The sequence below is a fragment of the Enterobacter sp. HK-058-C-ECC genome, from assembly GCF_047531125.1.
Lineage (GTDB): Bacteria > Pseudomonadota > Gammaproteobacteria > Enterobacterales > Enterobacteriaceae > Enterobacter > Enterobacter quasiroggenkampii.
Genome location: NZ_JBLKCH010000002.1, coordinates 643,228 through 660,608 on the forward strand (window position 1 = coordinate 643,228; position 17,381 = coordinate 660,608).

The following is a 17,381-nucleotide window of genomic DNA, read 5'->3' on the forward strand; positions in this document are numbered from 1 at the left end:
GTGAAGTGCCATCTGCCAAAAACAGGGAGTTTGTATGGTCAGCGCGCTGTATGCGGTGTTAGGTGCATTACTGCTGATTAAATTTTCATTTGATGTTGTGCGCCTCAGAACGCTCTACCGCGTCTCCTACGGTGACGGAGGATTTTCCGAGCTGCAAAGCGCAATCCGCATTCACGGCAATGCGGTCGAATACATCCCCGCGGCCTTAATCCTGCTGCTGTTTATGGAGATGAATGGCGCAGAAACCTGGATGGTGCACATCTGTGGCCTGCTGCTTATCGCTGGCCGCCTGATGCACTATTACGGTTTTCACCACCGCTTAATCCGCTGGCGTCGTTCCGGCATGAGTGCGACCTGGTGTTCACTTTTGCTGATGGTGCTGGCTAACCTGTGGTATATGCCGTGGGAGTTGGTTTTCTCCCTCCATTAGCGCACAATACGCCACTTTATTTTTCCCGGATTTTTACGTTATGTCAGATCGCGACACGCTTTTTTCCGCGCCTATCGCCAGCCTGGGCGACTGGACCTTCGATGAACGGGTAGCCGAAGTCTTCCCGGATATGATCCAGCGCTCTGTTCCCGGTTATTCCAATATTATCTCTATGATCGGCATGCTGGCTGAGCGCTTCGTTCAACCCGGCACGCAGGTCTATGACCTGGGCTGCTCGCTCGGCGCGGCAACGCTGTCGGTTCGTCGTAACGTTCACCACGAAGGCTGCCGAATCATAGCCGTCGATAACTCCCCGGCGATGGTTGAACGCTGCCGTCGTCATATTGACGCCTACAAAGCCCCTGTGCCAGTGGACGTGGTGGAAGGCGATATCCGCGAGATTGAGATCACTAACGCGTCCATGGTCGTGCTGAATTTCACGCTGCAGTTCCTGGTGCCGGAAGACCGCCAGTTGCTGCTGGACAAAATTTATCAGGGGCTGAATCCTGGCGGCGCGCTGGTGCTCTCAGAGAAATTCAGCTTTGAAGATGCCGAGGTTGGCGAGCTGCTGTTCAATATGCATCACGATTTCAAGCGTGCGAACGGCTACAGCGAGCTGGAGATCAGCCAGAAGCGCAGCATGCTCGAAAACGTGATGCTGACGGACTCCGTAGAAACACACAAGGCTCGCCTGCGTCAGGCCGGATTTGAGCATAGCGAACTGTGGTTCCAGTGCTTCAACTTTGGTTCTCTGGTGGCCCTGAAAGCGGGGAAACCGGCATGATCGAGTTCAGTAACTTCTATCAGCTGATTGCCAAAAATCAGCTCTCACACTGGCTGGAGACGCTGCCTGCGCAGATTGCCGCCTGGCAGCGCGATCAGCAGCACGGCCTGTTAAAGCAGTGGGCGAATGCGGTGGAGTTTCTGCCCGAGCTGACCCCGCATCGTCTGGATCTCCTGCACAGCGTCACCGCAGAGAGTGAAGAACCGCTTCCGCCAGGACAGATCAACCGCATCGAAACGCTGATGCGCAACCTGATGCCGTGGCGCAAAGGGCCGTTCTCGCTGTACGGCGTGAACATCAATACCGAATGGCGCTCAGACTGGAAATGGGATCGCGTTCTGCCCCACCTTTCCGACCTGACCGGGCGCACCATTCTGGACGTGGGCTGCGGCAGCGGTTACCACATGTGGCGCATGATTGGCGCGGGTGCGCATCTGGCGGTGGGTATTGACCCGATGCAGCTGTTCCTGTGCCAGTTTGAAGCGGTACGTAAGCTGCTGGGTAACGACCAGCGCGCACACCTGCTGCCGCTGGGTATTGAGCAACTGCCCGCTCTGAAAGCGTTTGATACCGTGTTCTCCATGGGCGTGCTGTACCACCGTCGTTCCCCGCTGGAGCACCTGTGGCAACTGAAAGATCAGCTGGTCAGCGGCGGCGAGTTGGTGCTGGAAACGCTGGTCATCGAAGGCGATGAACATGCCGTTCTGGTGCCGGGCGATCGCTACGCGCAGATGCGCAACGTTTACTTCATCCCTTCCGCGCTGGCGCTGAAGAACTGGCTGGAGAAATGCGGGTTTGTGGACGTGCGGATTGCCGATGTCAGCGTGACCTCAATCGAAGAGCAGCGCCGCACCGACTGGATGATCACCGAATCGCTGGAGCAGTTCCTCGACCCGACCGATCACAGCAAAACCATTGAAGGCTATCCGGCGCCGATGCGTGCGGTGCTGATAGCGACAAAGCCGTAACCTGTTAGCCGGGTGGCGGCTGCGCCTTACCCGGCCTACTCCCTACCTTGTAGGCCGGGTAAGCGAAGCGCCACCGGGCGCAGGAGAAAAAAAGGCCCCTGTGTAATTTGCAGGGGCCTGGTACAAGCAAGCATCATATTGGGCGACATGATGCGCGGTAAAAATCGGTACGTTGCTACACGTGATGGCGCTCAATCAGCGACTTCATTTCCGCAACCGACTCTCCCTCGACACCGTAGCGTGAATACTCATCCGCTTCAGCATCCGTCGACATAGACAATCCTGTATTGCGATAACGCATGGGTGACGGCATCCATTTGCCTGCCGAGCTGTGCAGCTCTTTTACCCCGGCGTTTAAAAACAGTTCCAGATTGCTGGCACGGACTCCCGCACCCGCCATTATTATTGGAACGCGGGAATGTGCGTTTAGTTCCGTAATTAATTGCATTCCTTTTTCTGCGGACGCCTGTTGACCCGAGGTCAGAACGCGCGCCACACCAAGTTCTCCAAGCGTTTCAAAGGCCTGAAGCGGATCTTTACACATATCAAATGCGCGATGAAACGTGACGGCCAGCCCCTTCGCGGCGCTCATGACCTGACGCATGCGCGGGAGGTCGATATTACCGTCTTCATCCAGCAGGCCGGTGACCAGCCCCGGGAACCCCAGGTCGCGAACGAGGGCGATGTCTTCAAGCATGGCACCGAACTCGCCCGCCGTGTAACAAAAATCACCGCCGCGCGGACGAATAATCGGGTGAACGGGAATGGTGACGGCCTGACGGGCGGCCCTCAGCACGCCGTAAGAAGGCGTCAGCCCGCCCTCTTTGGGTGCCGTACACAGTTCAATGCGGTCAGCCCCGTGTTTTTGCGCGGTGACGGCGCACTCCACGCTGTAACAGCAAATCTCCAGCAGCGCCATTTAATCCTCCTTTACTCCCACCAAACGCGCCATCATGACATGCCTTCCGCTTTCAGTCCCGGCGGGAACTCACATCTCTTGCGCTTCACTGGCAACGATCTGCTCAATGGTCCAGGGATGAAACTTCACCGTGACGTTCCCGTCCGTGACGGCCAGCGTCGGATTCGGTAATCGCTCGTGCTCACCTTTGGGTGAACTGGTTTTCACAAAAATCCCTGGCTGGCTTAAGCCTTCGTCAGCTAACAGGGCCAGCGCACGCGCGTTCAATGTCTCCGGCTCGCCCGGCAGGACAATCTCAATATGCTCCCACCCTTCGTGCGGATAGCGCTTCTCGCCCGGCCACGGCAGTTCAACCACGCTGAATTGCCAGTGGGCCACGTTCACCGGCTCACGCAGCCTGAACAGGCAAATAGGCCGACCGTTAATGATGTTCTCGGACAGTAACTCGCCGCACTGTTCGAACCCACGACGCCAGCGCTCTGCGGTGGCATTCTGATGGCAGCGCAAAGAGATGTGATCGGCCTCAAGCGGCGCAATATCCAGACCCAGACGGGTGGCAAGTTCTGTGAACGCCTGGGTGAAGCGCGGTAAATCTGCGGAAATATCATGCAGTTCGTCAATGGATTGCCAGTTCGCCATAAGTCACTCTCTTTTCGTGTCGCAAAGCCGCTAATTTACTCTGTTGCCCTGTTTTGACCAACCGCAGAATCCGGCTTTTTATGACTGCATGTTTATGCACACCTTCTTAGCCTGGATTCTGAGCAATCTTCAGGCCCCGCGATGCTGACGGCAGAAGGCATTTGCAGTATACTCCCGCCCTAAATTCTCTAACTGGCGCGGGTGGTTGTGAGCCCGCATCAAAAAAGTAAGGTATCCAGGTGAATATTCAGGCTCTTCTCTCCGAAAAAGTCAGTCAGGCACTGATTGCCGCAGGTGCGCCTGCGGATTGCGAACCGCAGGTTCGTCAGTCAGCAAAAGTACAGTTTGGCGACTATCAGGCTAATGGCGTGATGGCAGTGGCTAAAAAACTGGGCATGCCGCCGCGACAGCTCGCTGAGCAGGTACTGACGCATCTGGATCTCGCCGGCATTGCCAGCAAAACCGAAATCGCCGGCCCGGGCTTTATCAACATCTTCCTTGAGCCTGCCTTCCTGGCAAGCCACGTTGACGCGGCGCTGAAATCTGACCGTCTGGGTGTTTCCCAGCCGGAAGCGCAGACCGTCGTGATCGACTACTCTGCCCCGAACGTGGCGAAAGAGATGCACGTTGGCCACCTGCGCTCCACCATCATCGGTGATGCCGCGGTGCGTACGCTCGAGTTCCTCGGTCACAAGGTGATCCGCGCGAACCACGTGGGCGACTGGGGTACCCAGTTCGGGATGCTGATTGCTTACCTGGAAAAACAGCAGCAGGAAAACGCGGGCGAAATGGCGCTGGCGGACCTGGAAGGGTTCTATCGTGAAGCCAAAAAACACTACGACGAAGACGAAGCCTTTGCCGAGCGCGCGCGCAGCTACGTGGTAAAACTGCAGGGCGGCGATCAATACTTCCTCGAGATGTGGCGCAAGCTGGTTGACATCACCATGTCTCAGAACCAGCTGACCTATAACCGTCTGAACGTCACCCTGACCCGTGACGACGTGATGGGTGAAAGCCTGTATAACCCAATGCTGCCCGGCATTGTGGCTGACCTGAAAGCGAAAAACCTGGCGGTTGAGAGCGAAGGCGCAACGGTTGTGTTCCTTGATGAGTACAAAAACAAGGAAGGCGAACCGATGGGCGTGATCATCCAGAAAAAGGATGGCGGCTATCTCTACACCACGACCGACATCGCCTGTGCGAAATACCGTTACGAAACGCTGCATGCCGACCGCGTGCTGTACTACATCGACTCCCGTCAGCACCAGCACCTGATGCAAGCGTGGACGATCGTGCGTAAAGCCGGTTACGTGCCGGACAGCGTTCCGCTGGAACACCACATGTTCGGCATGATGCTGGGTAAAGACGGCAAGCCGTTCAAAACCCGTGCGGGCGGGACCGTGAAGCTGTCCGACCTGCTGGACGAAGCGCTGGAACGCGCCCGTCGTCTGGTGGCCGAGAAGAATCCGGACATGCCGGCCGACGAGCTGGAAAAACTGGCCAACGCTGTGGGTATCGGTGCGGTGAAATATGCTGACCTGTCCAAAAACCGTACCACCGACTATATCTTCGACTGGGATAACATGCTGGCGTTTGAAGGCAACACGGCGCCATACATGCAGTACGCCTATACCCGCGTGCTGTCGGTCTTCCGTAAAGCCAATATCGACGAAAGCGTGCTGGCGAATGCCACCGTGACCATCACGGAAGATCGTGAAGCACAGCTGGCAGCGCGCCTGCTGCAGTTCGAAGAGACGCTGACCGTGGTCGCACGTGACGGCACGCCGCACGTGATGTGCGCATACCTGTACGATCTGGCGGGTCTGTTCTCCGGCTTCTACGAGCACTGCCCTATTCTCTCCGCGGAGAATGAATCGGTCCGCAACAGCCGCCTGAAGCTGGCGCAGCTGACGGCGAAGACCCTGAAGCTGGGTCTGGATACCCTGGGTATCGAAACCGTAGAACGTATGTAATGCAAAAAACCCGGCGCAAGCCGGGTTTTGTTTTGTAGCCCCGGTAAACGCAGCGCCACCGGGGATATCCACAGGTTCAGAAGTATTTACGCAAATACTCCGTCAGACACAGTATCGCCATCGCCTGCCCATACGGCATTGAGGTCAGCGGGATTTGACGATAAAACTCAAGATCGCTCCCCATGCCCGTGCCGAACGACGTTTGCAGCAGCTCGCCTTCCGGCGAGATATTCCTGACGATACCGCGAATTGCTTTTTCTGCCACTTCGGCATACTCCGCGCCAACATAGCGCTTGCGCACGGCTTTCAGAATGCCGTAGGCAAACCCTGCCGTGGCGGACGCCTCAAGATAAGAATGTGGATCGTCAAGCAGCGTGTGCCACAAACCACTCCCGTCCTGACACTTCGCCAGCGCGGCAATCTGCGCGTTCAATACCTGCACCAGGTAGCGGCGCACGGCGTTGTTTTCCGGCAGATCCACCAGTTCGAGGAAGTCCGGGATCACGATGGTGAGCCAGCTGTTACCGCGCGCCCAGCGGGCACGGGCAAAGTTATGATTACCGTCATAGCTCCAGCCGTGGAACCACAGTCCGGTCTCCCGGTCCATCAGATTCTGCACGTGCAGCAGGAACTGATACACCGCCTCTTCAACGTACTCCGGTTTGTTGAGCAGCTTACCGATTTTCGCTAGCGGCAGCACCGTCATCATTAGCGTGTCGTCCCACATCTGCTGATGGTTCTCTTCCGCCAGGGTGATGTGCTGCATCCCGCCGTGTTCAGTGCGCGGCATCTCCGCCATCGCCCATTCCGCCCAGCTTTCCAGCCACGGCAGCCAGGCCTGATTTTGGGTCTCTTCGTAACGATAAGCGAGCGTCAGGAACGGCGACATGGTATTCACGTTTTTGGTGGTTGCGCCTTCCGCAAAGCGGTCGGCAAACCAGCTGTCGATGATGTCGCGCATACCTTCCTCGCCGGTCTGGCAGTAATACTGCCAGATACCATACAGGCCGACGCCGTGCGTCCACTCCCATCCGGCCCAGCCTTTGGTGTCGATCACGCGCCCGTCGTCCAGCCGCAGCAAAAATTCACCCGTTTTGTCGCGGATATTGACCAGATTATGCGTCACCTTTTGAATCAGCGATTTCAGCTCGTCCCGGGCGATAAAGCGCTCTGGCTGACGTAATAACGGGCTATGTTTGACAGGCCAAACTTTCATCATCTTAACCTCTGTTGTATGTCGAATTCAGTACCGCGCGATCCTTGAGAGAAGGTGCCGCTGGCTTATTGCGATTCAGATAACCGATGTTGTTATTGCCCCACAGTGACTCATAAGGCATACCGGCCAGCATCTCGACGGTGGCGCGGGCGTGTGGCGTCGCTGACTCAGGCATCGCATGACCACTCTCACGCATTTTCGCGGTCTCCTCGCGCAGCGTGCTGTGGGTTTGCAAATTGAGTTTGAAGCGCAGGGAAACAAGGAAGCCGCAGAACAGCACCAGGATGGTGCCCACGCTCAGGATCATCAAAATGGTGTGGCTCACTTCCGCAGGCTGCATTTTCTGACCACTGACAAAGCCAGACATCTGCATCACGATGCCCACCAGCATCACCGCACCGGCCTGCGACGCCTTACGGGTCAGGGTCATGATGCCCGCGAAAATCCCTTCGCGGCGCTGGCCGGTGATCACTTCATCCACGTCAGCAATGTAGGTGTAGGTATTCCATGGCACGTAGTTGATACCGCCACGACCCAGCCCTGCGACCGCAGAGATCAGCAACAGCAGAGCGTAGACGTCGCTCAGGCCAGCATAATAGAGTACGGCGTATGAGAGAGACGCCAGGCCAAACAGCACCACAACCATGCGGTAGGACGGTGCAGGCCCGAAGCGGATACACAGCGGGATCATGGCGATAACCGCAATGAACTGGAAGATAGCCATCGTGCCCAGCAGACTGGACGCCATTGACGCTTCCTGCATCAGCACGAACACCACGTAGTAGGTGAATACCGCGTTAAACACGTCCTGCGCGATATAGCCGCCGAGGTACATGCCCAGATGCTGACGGAAAATTTTGATGCGCAGCGTGGAGCTTAACTCAACGATCAGCCGGTTGAGGCTCTGCCCCAGCGTCAGTTTCTTCTTCTCTTCTTCAGCACGCAGCGCCGCTTCAGACCACTCTTCGCGCGGGCGCTCCCAGGTGAAGCACCAGACGAAGGTCAGCATCAGCGCGCAGAGCACAGAAAAGACCAGGCTTGCGTAGAAGAAGGAAACCGCGTTGTCTTTCCCGAAGTGGGTCAACAGGATCCCCGGCAGGAAGGAGGCCAGAATGGCGGACATCTGCGCCATAGAGATGCGCGCCCCGGAGAACTTCGTTTTCTGTTTAAAGTCGTCAGTCATTTCCGGCACCAGCGTTTCGTACGGCACCAGAATCATGGTGTAGACAATATCAAACACCAGATAAGTCAGCAGGTAATACCAGAAGCTCATGTCCCCAACCCACATCAGCGAGTAGCTGAACACGCACGGAATACCCAGCAGGATAAAGAACTTACGACGGCCAAAGCGCTTACCGAGCCAGGTCGTACCAAAGTTATCGGTTAAAAAGCCCATTAACGGGCTAACCACGGCATCCAGCACCCTTGCCGCGGCAAAGATAAACGTTGCTTCGATCGGTGAGAGCCCGCAGAAGGTGGTATAAAAATATAAAAGCCAGGCCGCCGTCAGGGCGGTGGTACCCGCCCCAAGGAAATCGCCTGATCCGTACGCAAGATAATTCGCGAGTCCAATTTTACGTGTTTTCATTGCCGTCAACCCTAATCAGTTTTGGGAGACTCCCTGCAAGCAAGCCTCGTCCGGGAGCTTTAATACGGCTACAGTAATTGCATCGGCTTGTTGATACCTTTCTGTTTCTGCCATTGCAAAGAGGGGGAATGGCAAAAATACAAAGAGTATGGTTACGCGCGTCACTGATTTATAAAACAGTGTTTCTTTTTGATCAAAAGGCGAGGTCAGTTTTGAGAGCCAGCCATCAAAATTGCCTGATGGCTGGTGAAAAGGCAGGGTGTTAGCGGTAGTTCACGATGACAGAATTGCTCTGCACCTTCAGCGCCGGGATCAAACGTCCTCCGCCCGGCACTTCCCAGATGAAACGCAACGGCTCAATAGCTGGCACGCCGTTGAACGCCTGCGTTGTTCCATTTTCGCCGTCGATTTCGGTACAGCGCGTCTGAGAGCAGAGGCGCACCCGCAAGCCCGCAGGCGTAGGGCCAATCAGCCGGTAGTTCCAGACCACAAGGCCCATCTGACCGGAAACCTCTTCCGAAGGCGACAGCGGGTTAGACGACATGGCAACACCGCGGTTGCTGAGGGTCACCCCAATGCTGCTCGCCTGCCAGGTACCTCCCCCGGCAGCCTGCGCTGCCAGCGGGAAGAGCACTATCCAAAGCCACTTACGCATTATTTTCCTCCAATCGTCGCGGTCATGCGGATATGACGGTTATCCGACAGCTCCAGATTCGACAGCACGACCAGCTGGTTCAGGCTGCGACGCAGGAAGCGCGACAGCAGCGGACGCAGCGCGTGGTTCACCAGCAGCACCGGCGGCGCCCCCAGCATCTCCTGACGCGCCAGCGCCTCCTGGGTTTGCGCCAGCAGACGGTCCGCCAGGCCCGGCTCCAGGCCGCCCCCACCCTGCAGAGCCTGCAGCAGCAGACGCTCAAGCGGCGTATCGAGGCCGATCACCTGCACTTCCCCGGTTCCCGGGAACCACTGCTGGGTGATTGCCCGTCCCAGCGCCACGCGCACCACCGCCGTCAGCTCGTGCGGATCGCTTTGTATCGGCGCGTGCTCGGCAAGGGTTTCCAGAATGGTGCGCATATCGCGGATCGGCACCTTCTCGTCGAGCAGGTTTTGCAGCACCTTATGCAGCGTGGTTAAGGTCAGCACGCCGGGGACCAGATCTTCCGTCAGCTTCGGCATTTCCTGCGTGACGCGGTCCAGCAGCTGCTGCGCTTCCTGACGGCCAAACAGCTCCGCCGAGAATTGCCCAATCAGGTGATTAAGATGGGTTGCCACCACGGTACTGGCTTCCACAACCGTATAACCCTGGATCTGCGCCTGCTCTTTCAGCGCGCTTTCAATCCAGATCGCGGCCAGACCAAAGGCCGGGTCGATAGTTTGCTCACCCGGCAGCGTGCCTGCGGCAGTGCCGGGGTTAATCGCCAGCCAGCGGCCCGGATAGGCATCGCCGCTGCCGATTTCAACGCCTTTCATCAGAATGCGATAGCGCGCGGGCGGCAGGTCCATATTGTCGCGGATGTGTACCACCGGCGGCAGGAAGCCCATGTCCTGGGCGAATTTTTTACGAATACTGCGGATACGACCGAGCAGCTCGCCGTCCTGCTGGAAATCGACCATCGGGATCAGGCGATACCCGACTTCCATTCCCAGGGAATCTTCGAGCTGAACGTCGTTCCAGGTCGCTTCAACGGCCTGGTTATTCTCCGGCATTTTGACCGGAACAGGTTCCGCTGCCGGTTTGGTTTCACGGCCACGCATCCACCAGGCAAGACCCAGCAGCGCCGCCGTAAACAGCAGGAAAACGAGGTTTGGCATACCCGGCACCAGGCCGAGCAACCCGAGAACCGCCGCGGCCAGCAGCATCACGCGCGGGTTACTGAACAGCTGGCCAACCATCTGCTCGCCAACGTCCTGATCGGTGCTCACGCGGGTCACGATGACACCCGCCGCAGTGGAAATCACCAGCGCCGGGATCTGCGCGACCAGACCGTCACCGATGGTCAGCAGCGTATAGCTTTCCGCCGCGTGGCCCATGTCCATCCCGTGCTGCAACACGCCCACCAGCAGGCCGCCGACCACGTTAATCACCATGATCAGAATGCCCGCGATGGCGTCACCGCGGACAAACTTACTCGCACCGTCCATGGAGCCGTAGAAGTCCGCCTCCTGCGTCACTTCCGCACGGCGCTTTTTAGCTTCATCTTCAGCGATAAGACCGGCGTTCAGATCGGCGTCGATCGCCATCTGCTTGCCGGGCATCCCGTCGAGCACAAAGCGCGCGCCCACTTCCGCAATACGCCCTGCACCTTTGGTGATGACCATAAAGTTGATGATCACGAGGATGACGAACACCACGATACCGATAGCGAAATTACCGCCCACCAGGAAGTGGCCGAACGCTTCCACCACTTTACCTGCCGCTGCCGCCCCGGTGTGACCTTCCATCAGGATGATACGCGTGGACGCCACGTTCAGCGCCAGTCGCAGCAAGGTGGTAAACAGCAGGATGGTCGGGAACGCGGCGAACTCCAGGGTACGCTGGGTAAACATCGCCACCAGCAGCACCATAATGGACAGCGCGATATTGAAAGTGAAAAGCAGGTCGAGGATGAACGCCGGGAGCGGCAGTACCATCATCGACAGAATTAGCAGGATCAGAATCGGCCCGGCCAGGATCTGCCATTGGGTCGATTTCAGGTTGCCGGGCAGGCGCAACATTGCCACCAGATTAGCCATCAGTGTCCTTCTCGTTCATAAAATCCAGCGCGGCAGGCACCGGAAGGTTCTCAGGTTTCACAGGCCGTTGACCGCCGGCCAGACGCCAGCGCTTCAATTGCCACACCCAGGCCAGCACTTCCGCCACGGCGGCGTAGAGTTGTCCCGGGATCTGTTGTCCAATATCCGCATGGCGGTACAGGGCACGCGCCAGCGGAGGCGCTTCCAGGATCGGCACGCGGTGTTCCGTGCCAATTTCCCGGATACGCAAAGCGATCAGCCCCGCCCCTTTTGCCACCACTTTCGGCGCGCTCATTTTGTTTTCGTCATAGCGAAGCGCAACGGAGTAGTGTGTCGGGTTGGTGACGATGACGTCGGCCTTCGGCACATCGTCCATCATGCGGCGACGGGCGGCGGCACGTTGCATCTGGCGGATACGCCCCTTCACGTGCGGGTCACCTTCCATCTGCTTATATTCGTCACGGATATCCTGACGTGACATCCGCAGTTTCTTGAAGTGGGTATAGAGCTGGAAGATCACGTCAAAACCCACCATCGGGATAATGCTGAGCACCACCAGCAGCGCGCAGAGTCCGACCAGATTCAGGGCATTGCTCATCGCGGTGAGAGGCGATTCGCTGATGAGACGCATCATTTCCGGCCAGTGGTACCAGAGGTAAAACCCCGCGGAGCTGCCCATCAGCACCGATTTGAGAATGGCTTTGAGCAGCTCGGCCCCGGTCTGCGCAGAGAACATTTTCGCAATGCCCGGCAGCGGGTTCAGTTTGGAAAATTTCGGCTGCAGCGATTTGGCGCTGAAGACCAGACCGCCAAGCATCACCGGCGAGACCAGCGCGACCAGCACAACCCCGGTGATCAGGGGCAGCAGCGCAACCATGGCCCCTTTAATCAGCTGAATAATCTGGCTGAGGATCAGATTCGGATCGTTGACCATACTGTGGTCAAAACGTAAGCCGGTTGACAGCATGCCCGCCAGCTTGCGGGCGAGCGACTCCCCGCCCCACCAGATAATGCACACGCCTACGATAAGGATCAGCAGGGAGGTCAATTCTCGGGATCGGGGGATTTGCCCTTCCTCACGCGCCTTTTCTAGTCGGTGGGGTGTGGGGGCTTCCGTTTTGTCGTCGTTCTCTTCTGCCACTGTGCACGCTCAGCCCATTACGTCACGGGTATCATGCCAGCGCAGCGGAAATCCAATGGCGGGAAAAGCCCGTTTATTCGGGCTCTTTTCGGTGATTTTGTCGCAAACCGCCTCAGGGGGCATCCCTCCCCTGAGGCGGAATGGACCATCAGAAGCCGAGGCTGTCCAGCAGGTCGTCCACCTGATCCTGGCTTGCCACCACGCCCGCCTTGCTGGCGTCGAGCTGTGGACCATTGAGCAGGCTTTCGTTCTCGCGTTTTGGACGGGCTGCCGGTTCCGGGATGTTCTCCAGCAGCACCATCAGCAGTTGGCGCTCAATCTCCTGGATCACATCCATCATGCGCTTGATAACCTGACCGGTCAGGTCCTGGAAATCCTGCGCCATCATGATGTCCAGCAGTTGGGCATTGGTGAAGCTGGTGTGACCCGGCACATCCCCCAGGAACTGACGGGTATCGGTCACCAGCTCGCGGGCATCCGCCAGCTCGATAGGGTTCTCAAACCACTCGTCCCAGCGTTTGGTCAGCGCTTTCGCCCCCTTTTCCATCGCATCCTGGTGCGGCTGTGACGCTTCAACGCTGTTCAGCGCACGTTCAGCGGCCTGAGCGGTCATCTGCACGACGTAGTCCAGACGATCGCGGGCATCAGGAATCGCTTCCGCCGCTTCGGCAATCGCCTGATCCAGACCCAGCTCACGCAGGCTGTCACGCAGCATGCGCGTCAGGCTGCCGATGCGGACGATGATGTCGCTCGGCGAGTGTTCTTCAACGGGTTTCATAGCAGGTTGCATCATAACCAACACCTCACATGCCGAGTTTCTCGAAGATCTTACCGAGCTTCTCTTCCAGGGTCGCCGCGGTGAATGGCTTCACCACATAGCCGCTTGCGCCCGCCTGTGCAGCGGCAATGATGTTCTCTTTCTTCGCTTCTGCCGTGACCATCAGAACCGGCATGGACGCCATTCCCGCATCAGCACGAATGGTTTTCAACAGTTCCAGACCGTCCATGTTTGGCATGTTCCAGTCGGAGATCACAAAACCAAACCCGCCAGCCTGCAGTTTGTTCAGCGCATCAACGCCGTCTTCTGCTTCTTCAACGTTGTTGAAGCCCAGCTCTTTCAGCAGGTTGCGCACAATGCGACGCATGGTGGAAAAGTCATCCACAACCAAAAACTTAAGCTCTTTATCCGCCATAAAATAATACTCCTGAGTCAAATACGTATTGCCTGTCCGGCACTGATTTTCGCCAGCATCTGCTGGCTTACCTGGCTAAGATCGACCACTTCGCTCACGCCACCCATATTGATGGCCTCGCGCGGCATGCCGAACACCACACAACTTGCTTCATTCTGCGCAATCGTCCAGGCGCCAGCCTGGTGCATTGCAAGCATTCCGGCGGCACCGTCGTTGCCCATCCCCGTCAGGATCACACCCACGGCGTTGCGCCCCGCATGTTTCGCCACCGAATGAAACAGCACATCCACCGACGGACGGTGCCGGTTGACCGGCGGTCCGTCATGAATTTTGATTTGATAGTTAGCGCCGCTGCGCGCCAGCTCCATATGCTTGTCGCCCGGCGCGATATAGGCATGCCCCGGGAGCACGCGCTCGCCGTCTTCCGCCTCTTTCACGCTGATCTGGCACAGCTTGTTCAGGCGTTCTGCGAACGAACGGGTAAAGCCTGGCGGCATATGCTGAGTAATCAGAATACCCGGACTTGAGAGCGGCAATGGCTGGAGTACATGACGAATTGCCTCTGTTCCTCCGGTTGACGCCCCAATGACCAGCAGTTTTTCCGAGCTGAGTAAGGGACCGGCCTTCAGGGTCGCCGGCGCGGCCATCGGCGTGTGGGCGGCAAGCTTCGCCCGCGACGCGGTGCGGATCTTCTCGGCGATCATCTCGCTGTACGCCAGCATCCCTTCACGGATGCCGAGCTGCGGCTTGGTGACAAAATCCACCGCCCCCAGCTCCAGCGCACGCAGGGTGATTTCCGATCCTTTCCCGGTCAGGGAGGAGACCATCACCACTGGCATGGGCCGCAGCCGCATTAATTTTTCGAGGAAATCTATGCCATCCATGCGCGGCATCTCGACATCCAGCGTTAGCACGTCGGGGTTATATTTTTTAATTAAATCCCGCGCTACCAGCGGATCAGGCGCGGTTGCCACCATCTCCATGTCGCTGTGGCTATTGATAATTTCAGTCATGATCTGACGCATCAGCGCTGAATCATCGACAGACAATACCCTGATTTTACTCATGCTTTTTCCTTACTCAGCGCATATACCGTTTGCCCACGCAGGCTAAACTCACGCACGAGGTTGCTGAAGTTTTCCGAGTGCCCGGCAAACAGTAAACCGTCAGGCTTGAGCAACGGAACAAACCGACGCAAAATGTCCTGTTGCGTCGTTTTATCAAAATAGATCATGACGTTACGGCAAAAAATGGCGTCGAAAGGCCCCGGCACGTTGTACTGCTTATCCAGCAGGTTAACGGGCGCGAATTCGACGCAGTTCGCCAGCTCCTGGCGTACGCGTACCAGGCCTTCATGCGGGCCCGTCCCGCGCATGAAATAACGCTGCAGCTGCTGCGGCGACAGCGTTTTCAGTTCATCCTGGCGATAAACGCCGTTACGCGCCTTCTCCAGCACTTCGGTATCGATATCGCTGGCGTAGACCTTCCAGCGCCCGGGCGCCATCCCCAGCGTATCGGCAAGGGTGATCGCCAGCGAGTACGGCTCTTCACCCGTCGAGGCGGCCGCACTCCAGACGCGATACTCCCCGGTGCGACGGCGCGCATGCTCGGCCAGAACCGGGAAGTGGTGAGCCTCGCGGAAAAACGCCGTCAGGTTGGTGGTTAACGAGTTAATAAAAGCCTGCCACTCTGCGCTGTTCTGGTTCGCCTCGAGCATGCTCAGATAGCGGCCAAAATCATCCAGCCCCAGCGTACGCAAGCGCCGCACCAGACGGTTGTAGACCATGTCCCGCTTATGATCCGCAAGCACGATCCCCGCACGCTGGTAGATTAACTGACATATCCGACGAAAATGCGCGTCGGACAGCGCGAGGCGCTGTGTCATCTGCAACAATAATGACGTTTGCCCAGGGGGCATTGGTGATGTCATAGCGCCTTCTTAATTACATTCAGGATACAACTGGCACGGCCTGCGACCGCCCGACTTCTGTTACTGCTTCAACGTGCTCTTTCACATTAAATACCGCGACCAGCCCGGTCAGACGATCCGCCTGGCTGGCCAGCTGATCGGTTGCCGCTGCCGCTTCCTCAACTAACGAGGCGTTCTGTTGCGTCACCTGATCCATCTGGCTCACCGCCTGGGCAACCTGCTCAATGCCGCGACGCTGTTCATCCGACGCCGAGGCAATCTCGCCCATGATGTCGTTCACCCGCGTCACGGAGGTGACGATTTCGTGCATGGTTTTCGCCGCGGTATCCACAAGCGTTGAGCCCTGCTGAACGCGTGAGACCGACTCTTCGATCAGCACCTTAATTTCTTTCGCCGCGTTGGCGCTGCGGCTCGCCAGGTTACGCACTTCACCCGCCACCACCGCAAACCCGCGCCCCTGCTCCCCGGCACGCGCGGCTTCTACTGCGGCATTCAGCGCCAGAATGTTGGTCTGGAACGCGATACCGTCAATCACGCTGATGATGTCACCAATTTTCTGTGAACTGGTGGCGATCTCCTGCATGGTGCTGGCGACGTGGGACGCCTGGTCGCCGCCCTTCTTCGCCGTCATCGCCGCCTGTTTTGACAGGTCAGACGCCTGACGCGCGTTATCGGCGTTCTGGCTTACCGTCGCGGTCAGCTGCTCCATACTGGCTGCCGTCTGCGCCAGCGAGGCCGCCTGCTGCTCGGTGCGGGACGAGAGATCGTTGTTACCCGCCGCAATCTCTGAGATCCCGGTGTGCATGGCATAACTGCCCTGACGCACGTCGGATACCGTTTCCCGCAGCGATCCCTGCATCGCCTTCAGGCTGGCAAAAATTGCCGAAATTTCGTTCTTGCCGAACACCGCCACCGGACGCGCCAGGTCGCCTTTCGCAATACTGTCGAAGTGGCTGCTGATAATGGCCAGCGGCTGCACAATCATTCTGCGCGACCAGAGCAGCGCGGCACCGGTCAGCAACCCTGCCAGAATCACCACCACGGCAAAGATGACGCCCGACATGTGATAGCTTTGGCGGCTCTGTTCACCGGCACGCTGGACAGACTGGTTAATATCCTGCTGCCACGCGTTAAAGCTGCCGTCAAACGCGGCCTGCGAGGCCTGAACCGGCGCGGTCATAAAGTCCGACAGCTGGTTGTTCTCAAGCCACGTTGCCTGATGGTCCAGATCGCTGTACCACTGTTCAAAATGGGTCTTCATGGCGGCCTTCAGCGCTTTCTCTTTCTCGCTACCGGTGGCCTGTGCCGTAAAGGCCTTAAACTGTGCGTCAGCCTGTTTCAGGCTGTCGCGCGCGGTGGCCATCAGCGCCTTAATGTCATCCGGCGGATAACTTAGCGCGGTTAAGGTTCCCGCCTTGTTCAGCGCAGTGCTTGCCTGCAACAGCACGGCACGGGTTTGTGCCAGTGCGGAGCGCTGCTGATTACTCGCCTCAACGTCCTGCAAATTCTGATAGCCATCGCGAAACGCCCAAAAAGACAACCCGTTACTGCCAACCTGCAACACACCGCAAAGGATCAGAATCAAAAACAGTGTGGTCGAGATACGAATACGATTTAACATCCACGCTCCCATCAAGCGGCAAGCAGCCGCGGTTTAATTGTCAGTCAAAATGTTTCCCAGTTTTCATCTTGTCCGGTCGTCGCGGTACGCGTACGGTTTGCAGCCGGTTCAGCGGCTGGCGCGCGGTACGTCGCCTGCGGGGTGACCGTGTTTCCAGCGAGTGAAGCGAGACGAAACGCCGAGACGGCCATCTTCAAACGGCTTGCCTGGTCTTCCAGCGCAGCGGCCGCCGCAGCGGACTCCTGC

Annotated in this window: 16 protein-coding genes and 1 pseudogene; 4 read left to right on the forward strand and 13 right to left on the reverse strand. The window is 57.8% G+C overall.

The window, feature by feature from the left end; genetic code table 11:
- Nucleotides 1–34: 34 nt before the first annotated feature.
- From ACMWJS_RS07150 to cmoB, 3 genes are read left to right on the forward strand one after another with little or no spacing between them, the layout of a single operon-like run.
- Nucleotides 35–430: an MAPEG family protein gene (locus ACMWJS_RS07150; RefSeq protein WP_021240443.1), complete on the forward strand. Its 396-nt coding sequence runs from the start codon at nucleotides 35–37 to the stop codon at nucleotides 428–430.
- Between the two features lie 40 nt (nucleotides 431–470).
- Complete coding sequence (gene cmoA, locus ACMWJS_RS07155; RefSeq protein WP_045908204.1) at nucleotides 471–1,214, forward strand: carboxy-S-adenosyl-L-methionine synthase CmoA; 744 nt, start codon at nucleotides 471–473, stop codon at nucleotides 1,212–1,214.
- A complete protein-coding gene (gene cmoB, locus ACMWJS_RS07160) occupies nucleotides 1,211–2,182 on the forward strand; it encodes a tRNA 5-methoxyuridine(34)/uridine 5-oxyacetic acid(34) synthase CmoB (protein ID WP_045908203.1) in 972 nt (323 codons plus the stop codon). Before cmoA ends, cmoB begins: the two co-directional genes overlap by 4 nt.
- 175 nt (nucleotides 2,183–2,357) lie before the next feature.
- Here cmoB and cutC read toward each other — a convergent pair whose 3' ends face one another.
- Together cutC and ACMWJS_RS07170 are read right to left on the reverse strand one after the other, a co-directional pair.
- On the reverse strand, nucleotides 2,358–3,101 hold the full coding sequence (gene cutC / locus ACMWJS_RS07165) for a copper homeostasis protein CutC (protein ID WP_167211298.1): 744 nt from the start codon (nucleotides 3,099–3,101) through the stop codon (nucleotides 2,358–2,360).
- A 69-nt stretch (nucleotides 3,102–3,170) separates the two neighbouring features.
- Nucleotides 3,171–3,740, reverse strand: a complete 570-nt coding sequence (locus ACMWJS_RS07170; RefSeq protein WP_414746850.1) for a VOC family protein — start codon at nucleotides 3,738–3,740, stop codon at nucleotides 3,171–3,173.
- A 239-nt stretch (nucleotides 3,741–3,979) separates the two neighbouring features.
- Here ACMWJS_RS07170 and argS point away from each other — a divergent pair, with 239 nt between their 5' ends.
- Nucleotides 3,980–5,713 (forward strand): arginine--tRNA ligase, encoded by a 1,734-nt coding sequence (gene argS / locus ACMWJS_RS07175; protein ID WP_008500436.1) that lies wholly within the window; start codon nucleotides 3,980–3,982, stop codon nucleotides 5,711–5,713.
- Nucleotides 5,714–5,789: 76 nt separating this feature from the next.
- Here argS and ACMWJS_RS07180 read toward each other — a convergent pair whose 3' ends face one another.
- The 11 genes and pseudogenes from ACMWJS_RS07180 to ACMWJS_RS07230 all read right to left on the reverse strand — a co-directional run.
- The gene (locus tag ACMWJS_RS07180) at nucleotides 5,790–6,929 is read right to left on the reverse strand and encodes a glycoside hydrolase family 88/105 protein (protein WP_414746922.1); all 1,140 of its coding nucleotides are present in this window, start codon (nucleotides 6,927–6,929) and stop codon (nucleotides 5,790–5,792) included.
- Between the two features lie 4 nt (nucleotides 6,930–6,933).
- A complete protein-coding gene (locus tag ACMWJS_RS07185) occupies nucleotides 6,934–8,517 on the reverse strand; it encodes an MFS transporter (RefSeq protein WP_414746851.1) in 1,584 nt (527 codons plus the stop codon).
- A gap of 262 nt (nucleotides 8,518–8,779) precedes the next feature.
- Nucleotides 8,780–9,172: a flagellar protein FlhE gene (gene flhE, locus ACMWJS_RS07190; RefSeq protein WP_196347196.1), complete on the reverse strand. Its 393-nt coding sequence runs from the start codon at nucleotides 9,170–9,172 to the stop codon at nucleotides 8,780–8,782.
- On the reverse strand, nucleotides 9,172–11,250 hold the full coding sequence (flhA, locus tag ACMWJS_RS07195) for a flagellar biosynthesis protein FlhA (RefSeq protein WP_045908197.1): 2,079 nt from the start codon (nucleotides 11,248–11,250) through the stop codon (nucleotides 9,172–9,174). Before flhA ends, flhE begins: the two co-directional genes overlap by 1 nt.
- The gene (gene flhB / locus ACMWJS_RS07200; RefSeq protein WP_021240449.1) at nucleotides 11,243–12,391 is read right to left on the reverse strand and encodes a flagellar biosynthesis protein FlhB; all 1,149 of its coding nucleotides are present in this window, start codon (nucleotides 12,389–12,391) and stop codon (nucleotides 11,243–11,245) included. Before flhB ends, flhA begins: the two co-directional genes overlap by 8 nt.
- A gap of 148 nt (nucleotides 12,392–12,539) precedes the next feature.
- Nucleotides 12,540–13,184: a protein phosphatase CheZ gene (cheZ, locus tag ACMWJS_RS07205; RefSeq protein ID WP_008500432.1), complete on the reverse strand. Its 645-nt coding sequence runs from the start codon at nucleotides 13,182–13,184 to the stop codon at nucleotides 12,540–12,542.
- Between the two features lie 10 nt (nucleotides 13,185–13,194).
- Nucleotides 13,195–13,584, reverse strand: coding sequence for a chemotaxis response regulator CheY (cheY, locus tag ACMWJS_RS07210; RefSeq protein WP_008500431.1), 390 nt, complete (start codon nucleotides 13,582–13,584; stop codon nucleotides 13,195–13,197).
- A 17-nt stretch (nucleotides 13,585–13,601) separates the two neighbouring features.
- Nucleotides 13,602–14,651, reverse strand: a complete 1,050-nt coding sequence (locus ACMWJS_RS07215) for a protein-glutamate methylesterase/protein-glutamine glutaminase (RefSeq protein ID WP_008500430.1) — start codon at nucleotides 14,649–14,651, stop codon at nucleotides 13,602–13,604.
- The gene (gene cheR / locus ACMWJS_RS07220; RefSeq protein WP_008500429.1) at nucleotides 14,648–15,514 is read right to left on the reverse strand and encodes a protein-glutamate O-methyltransferase CheR; all 867 of its coding nucleotides are present in this window, start codon (nucleotides 15,512–15,514) and stop codon (nucleotides 14,648–14,650) included. The genes ACMWJS_RS07215 and cheR overlap by 4 nt, the downstream gene beginning before the upstream one ends.
- A 19-nt stretch (nucleotides 15,515–15,533) precedes the next feature.
- Complete coding sequence (gene tap / locus ACMWJS_RS07225) at nucleotides 15,534–17,135, reverse strand: methyl-accepting chemotaxis protein IV (RefSeq protein ID WP_262781471.1); 1,602 nt, start codon at nucleotides 17,133–17,135, stop codon at nucleotides 15,534–15,536.
- A gap of 44 nt (nucleotides 17,136–17,179) precedes the next feature.
- Nucleotides 17,180–17,381: pseudogene (locus ACMWJS_RS07230) on the reverse strand (methyl-accepting chemotaxis protein II); the annotation flags it as partial.

What these genes read in the sequence shown, in the direction of transcription:
- ACMWJS_RS07150 (WP_021240443.1), top strand. Translation starts at nt 35, where the DNA reads ATGGTCAGCGCGCTGTATGCGGTGTTAGGTGCATTACTGCTGATTAAA.
- cmoA (WP_045908204.1), top strand. Translation starts at nt 471, where the DNA reads ATGTCAGATCGCGACACGCTTTTTTCCGCGCCTATCGCCAGCCTGGGC.
- cmoB (WP_045908203.1), top strand. Translation starts at nt 1,211, where the DNA reads ATGATCGAGTTCAGTAACTTCTATCAGCTGATTGCCAAAAATCAGCTC.
- cutC (WP_167211298.1), bottom strand. Translation starts at nt 3,101, where the DNA reads ATGGCGCTGCTGGAGATTTGCTGTTACAGCGTGGAGTGCGCCGTCACC.
- ACMWJS_RS07170 (WP_414746850.1), bottom strand. Translation starts at nt 3,740, where the DNA reads ATGGCGAACTGGCAATCCATTGACGAACTGCATGATATTTCCGCAGAT.
- ACMWJS_RS07180 (WP_414746922.1), bottom strand. Translation starts at nt 6,929, where the DNA reads ATGAAAGTTTGGCCTGTCAAACATAGCCCGTTATTACGTCAGCCAGAG.
- ACMWJS_RS07185 (WP_414746851.1), bottom strand. Translation starts at nt 8,517, where the DNA reads ATGAAAACACGTAAAATTGGACTCGCGAATTATCTTGCGTACGGATCA.
- flhE (WP_196347196.1), bottom strand. Translation starts at nt 9,172, where the DNA reads ATGCGTAAGTGGCTTTGGATAGTGCTCTTCCCGCTGGCAGCGCAGGCT.
- flhA (WP_045908197.1), bottom strand. Translation starts at nt 11,250, where the DNA reads ATGGCTAATCTGGTGGCAATGTTGCGCCTGCCCGGCAACCTGAAATCG.
- cheZ (WP_008500432.1), bottom strand. Translation starts at nt 13,184, where the DNA reads ATGATGCAACCTGCTATGAAACCCGTTGAAGAACACTCGCCGAGCGAC.
- cheY (WP_008500431.1), bottom strand. Translation starts at nt 13,584, where the DNA reads ATGGCGGATAAAGAGCTTAAGTTTTTGGTTGTGGATGACTTTTCCACC.
- ACMWJS_RS07215 (WP_008500430.1), bottom strand. Translation starts at nt 14,651, where the DNA reads ATGAGTAAAATCAGGGTATTGTCTGTCGATGATTCAGCGCTGATGCGT.
- cheR (WP_008500429.1), bottom strand. Translation starts at nt 15,514, where the DNA reads ATGACATCACCAATGCCCCCTGGGCAAACGTCATTATTGTTGCAGATG.
- tap (WP_262781471.1), bottom strand. Translation starts at nt 17,135, where the DNA reads ATGTTAAATCGTATTCGTATCTCGACCACACTGTTTTTGATTCTGATC.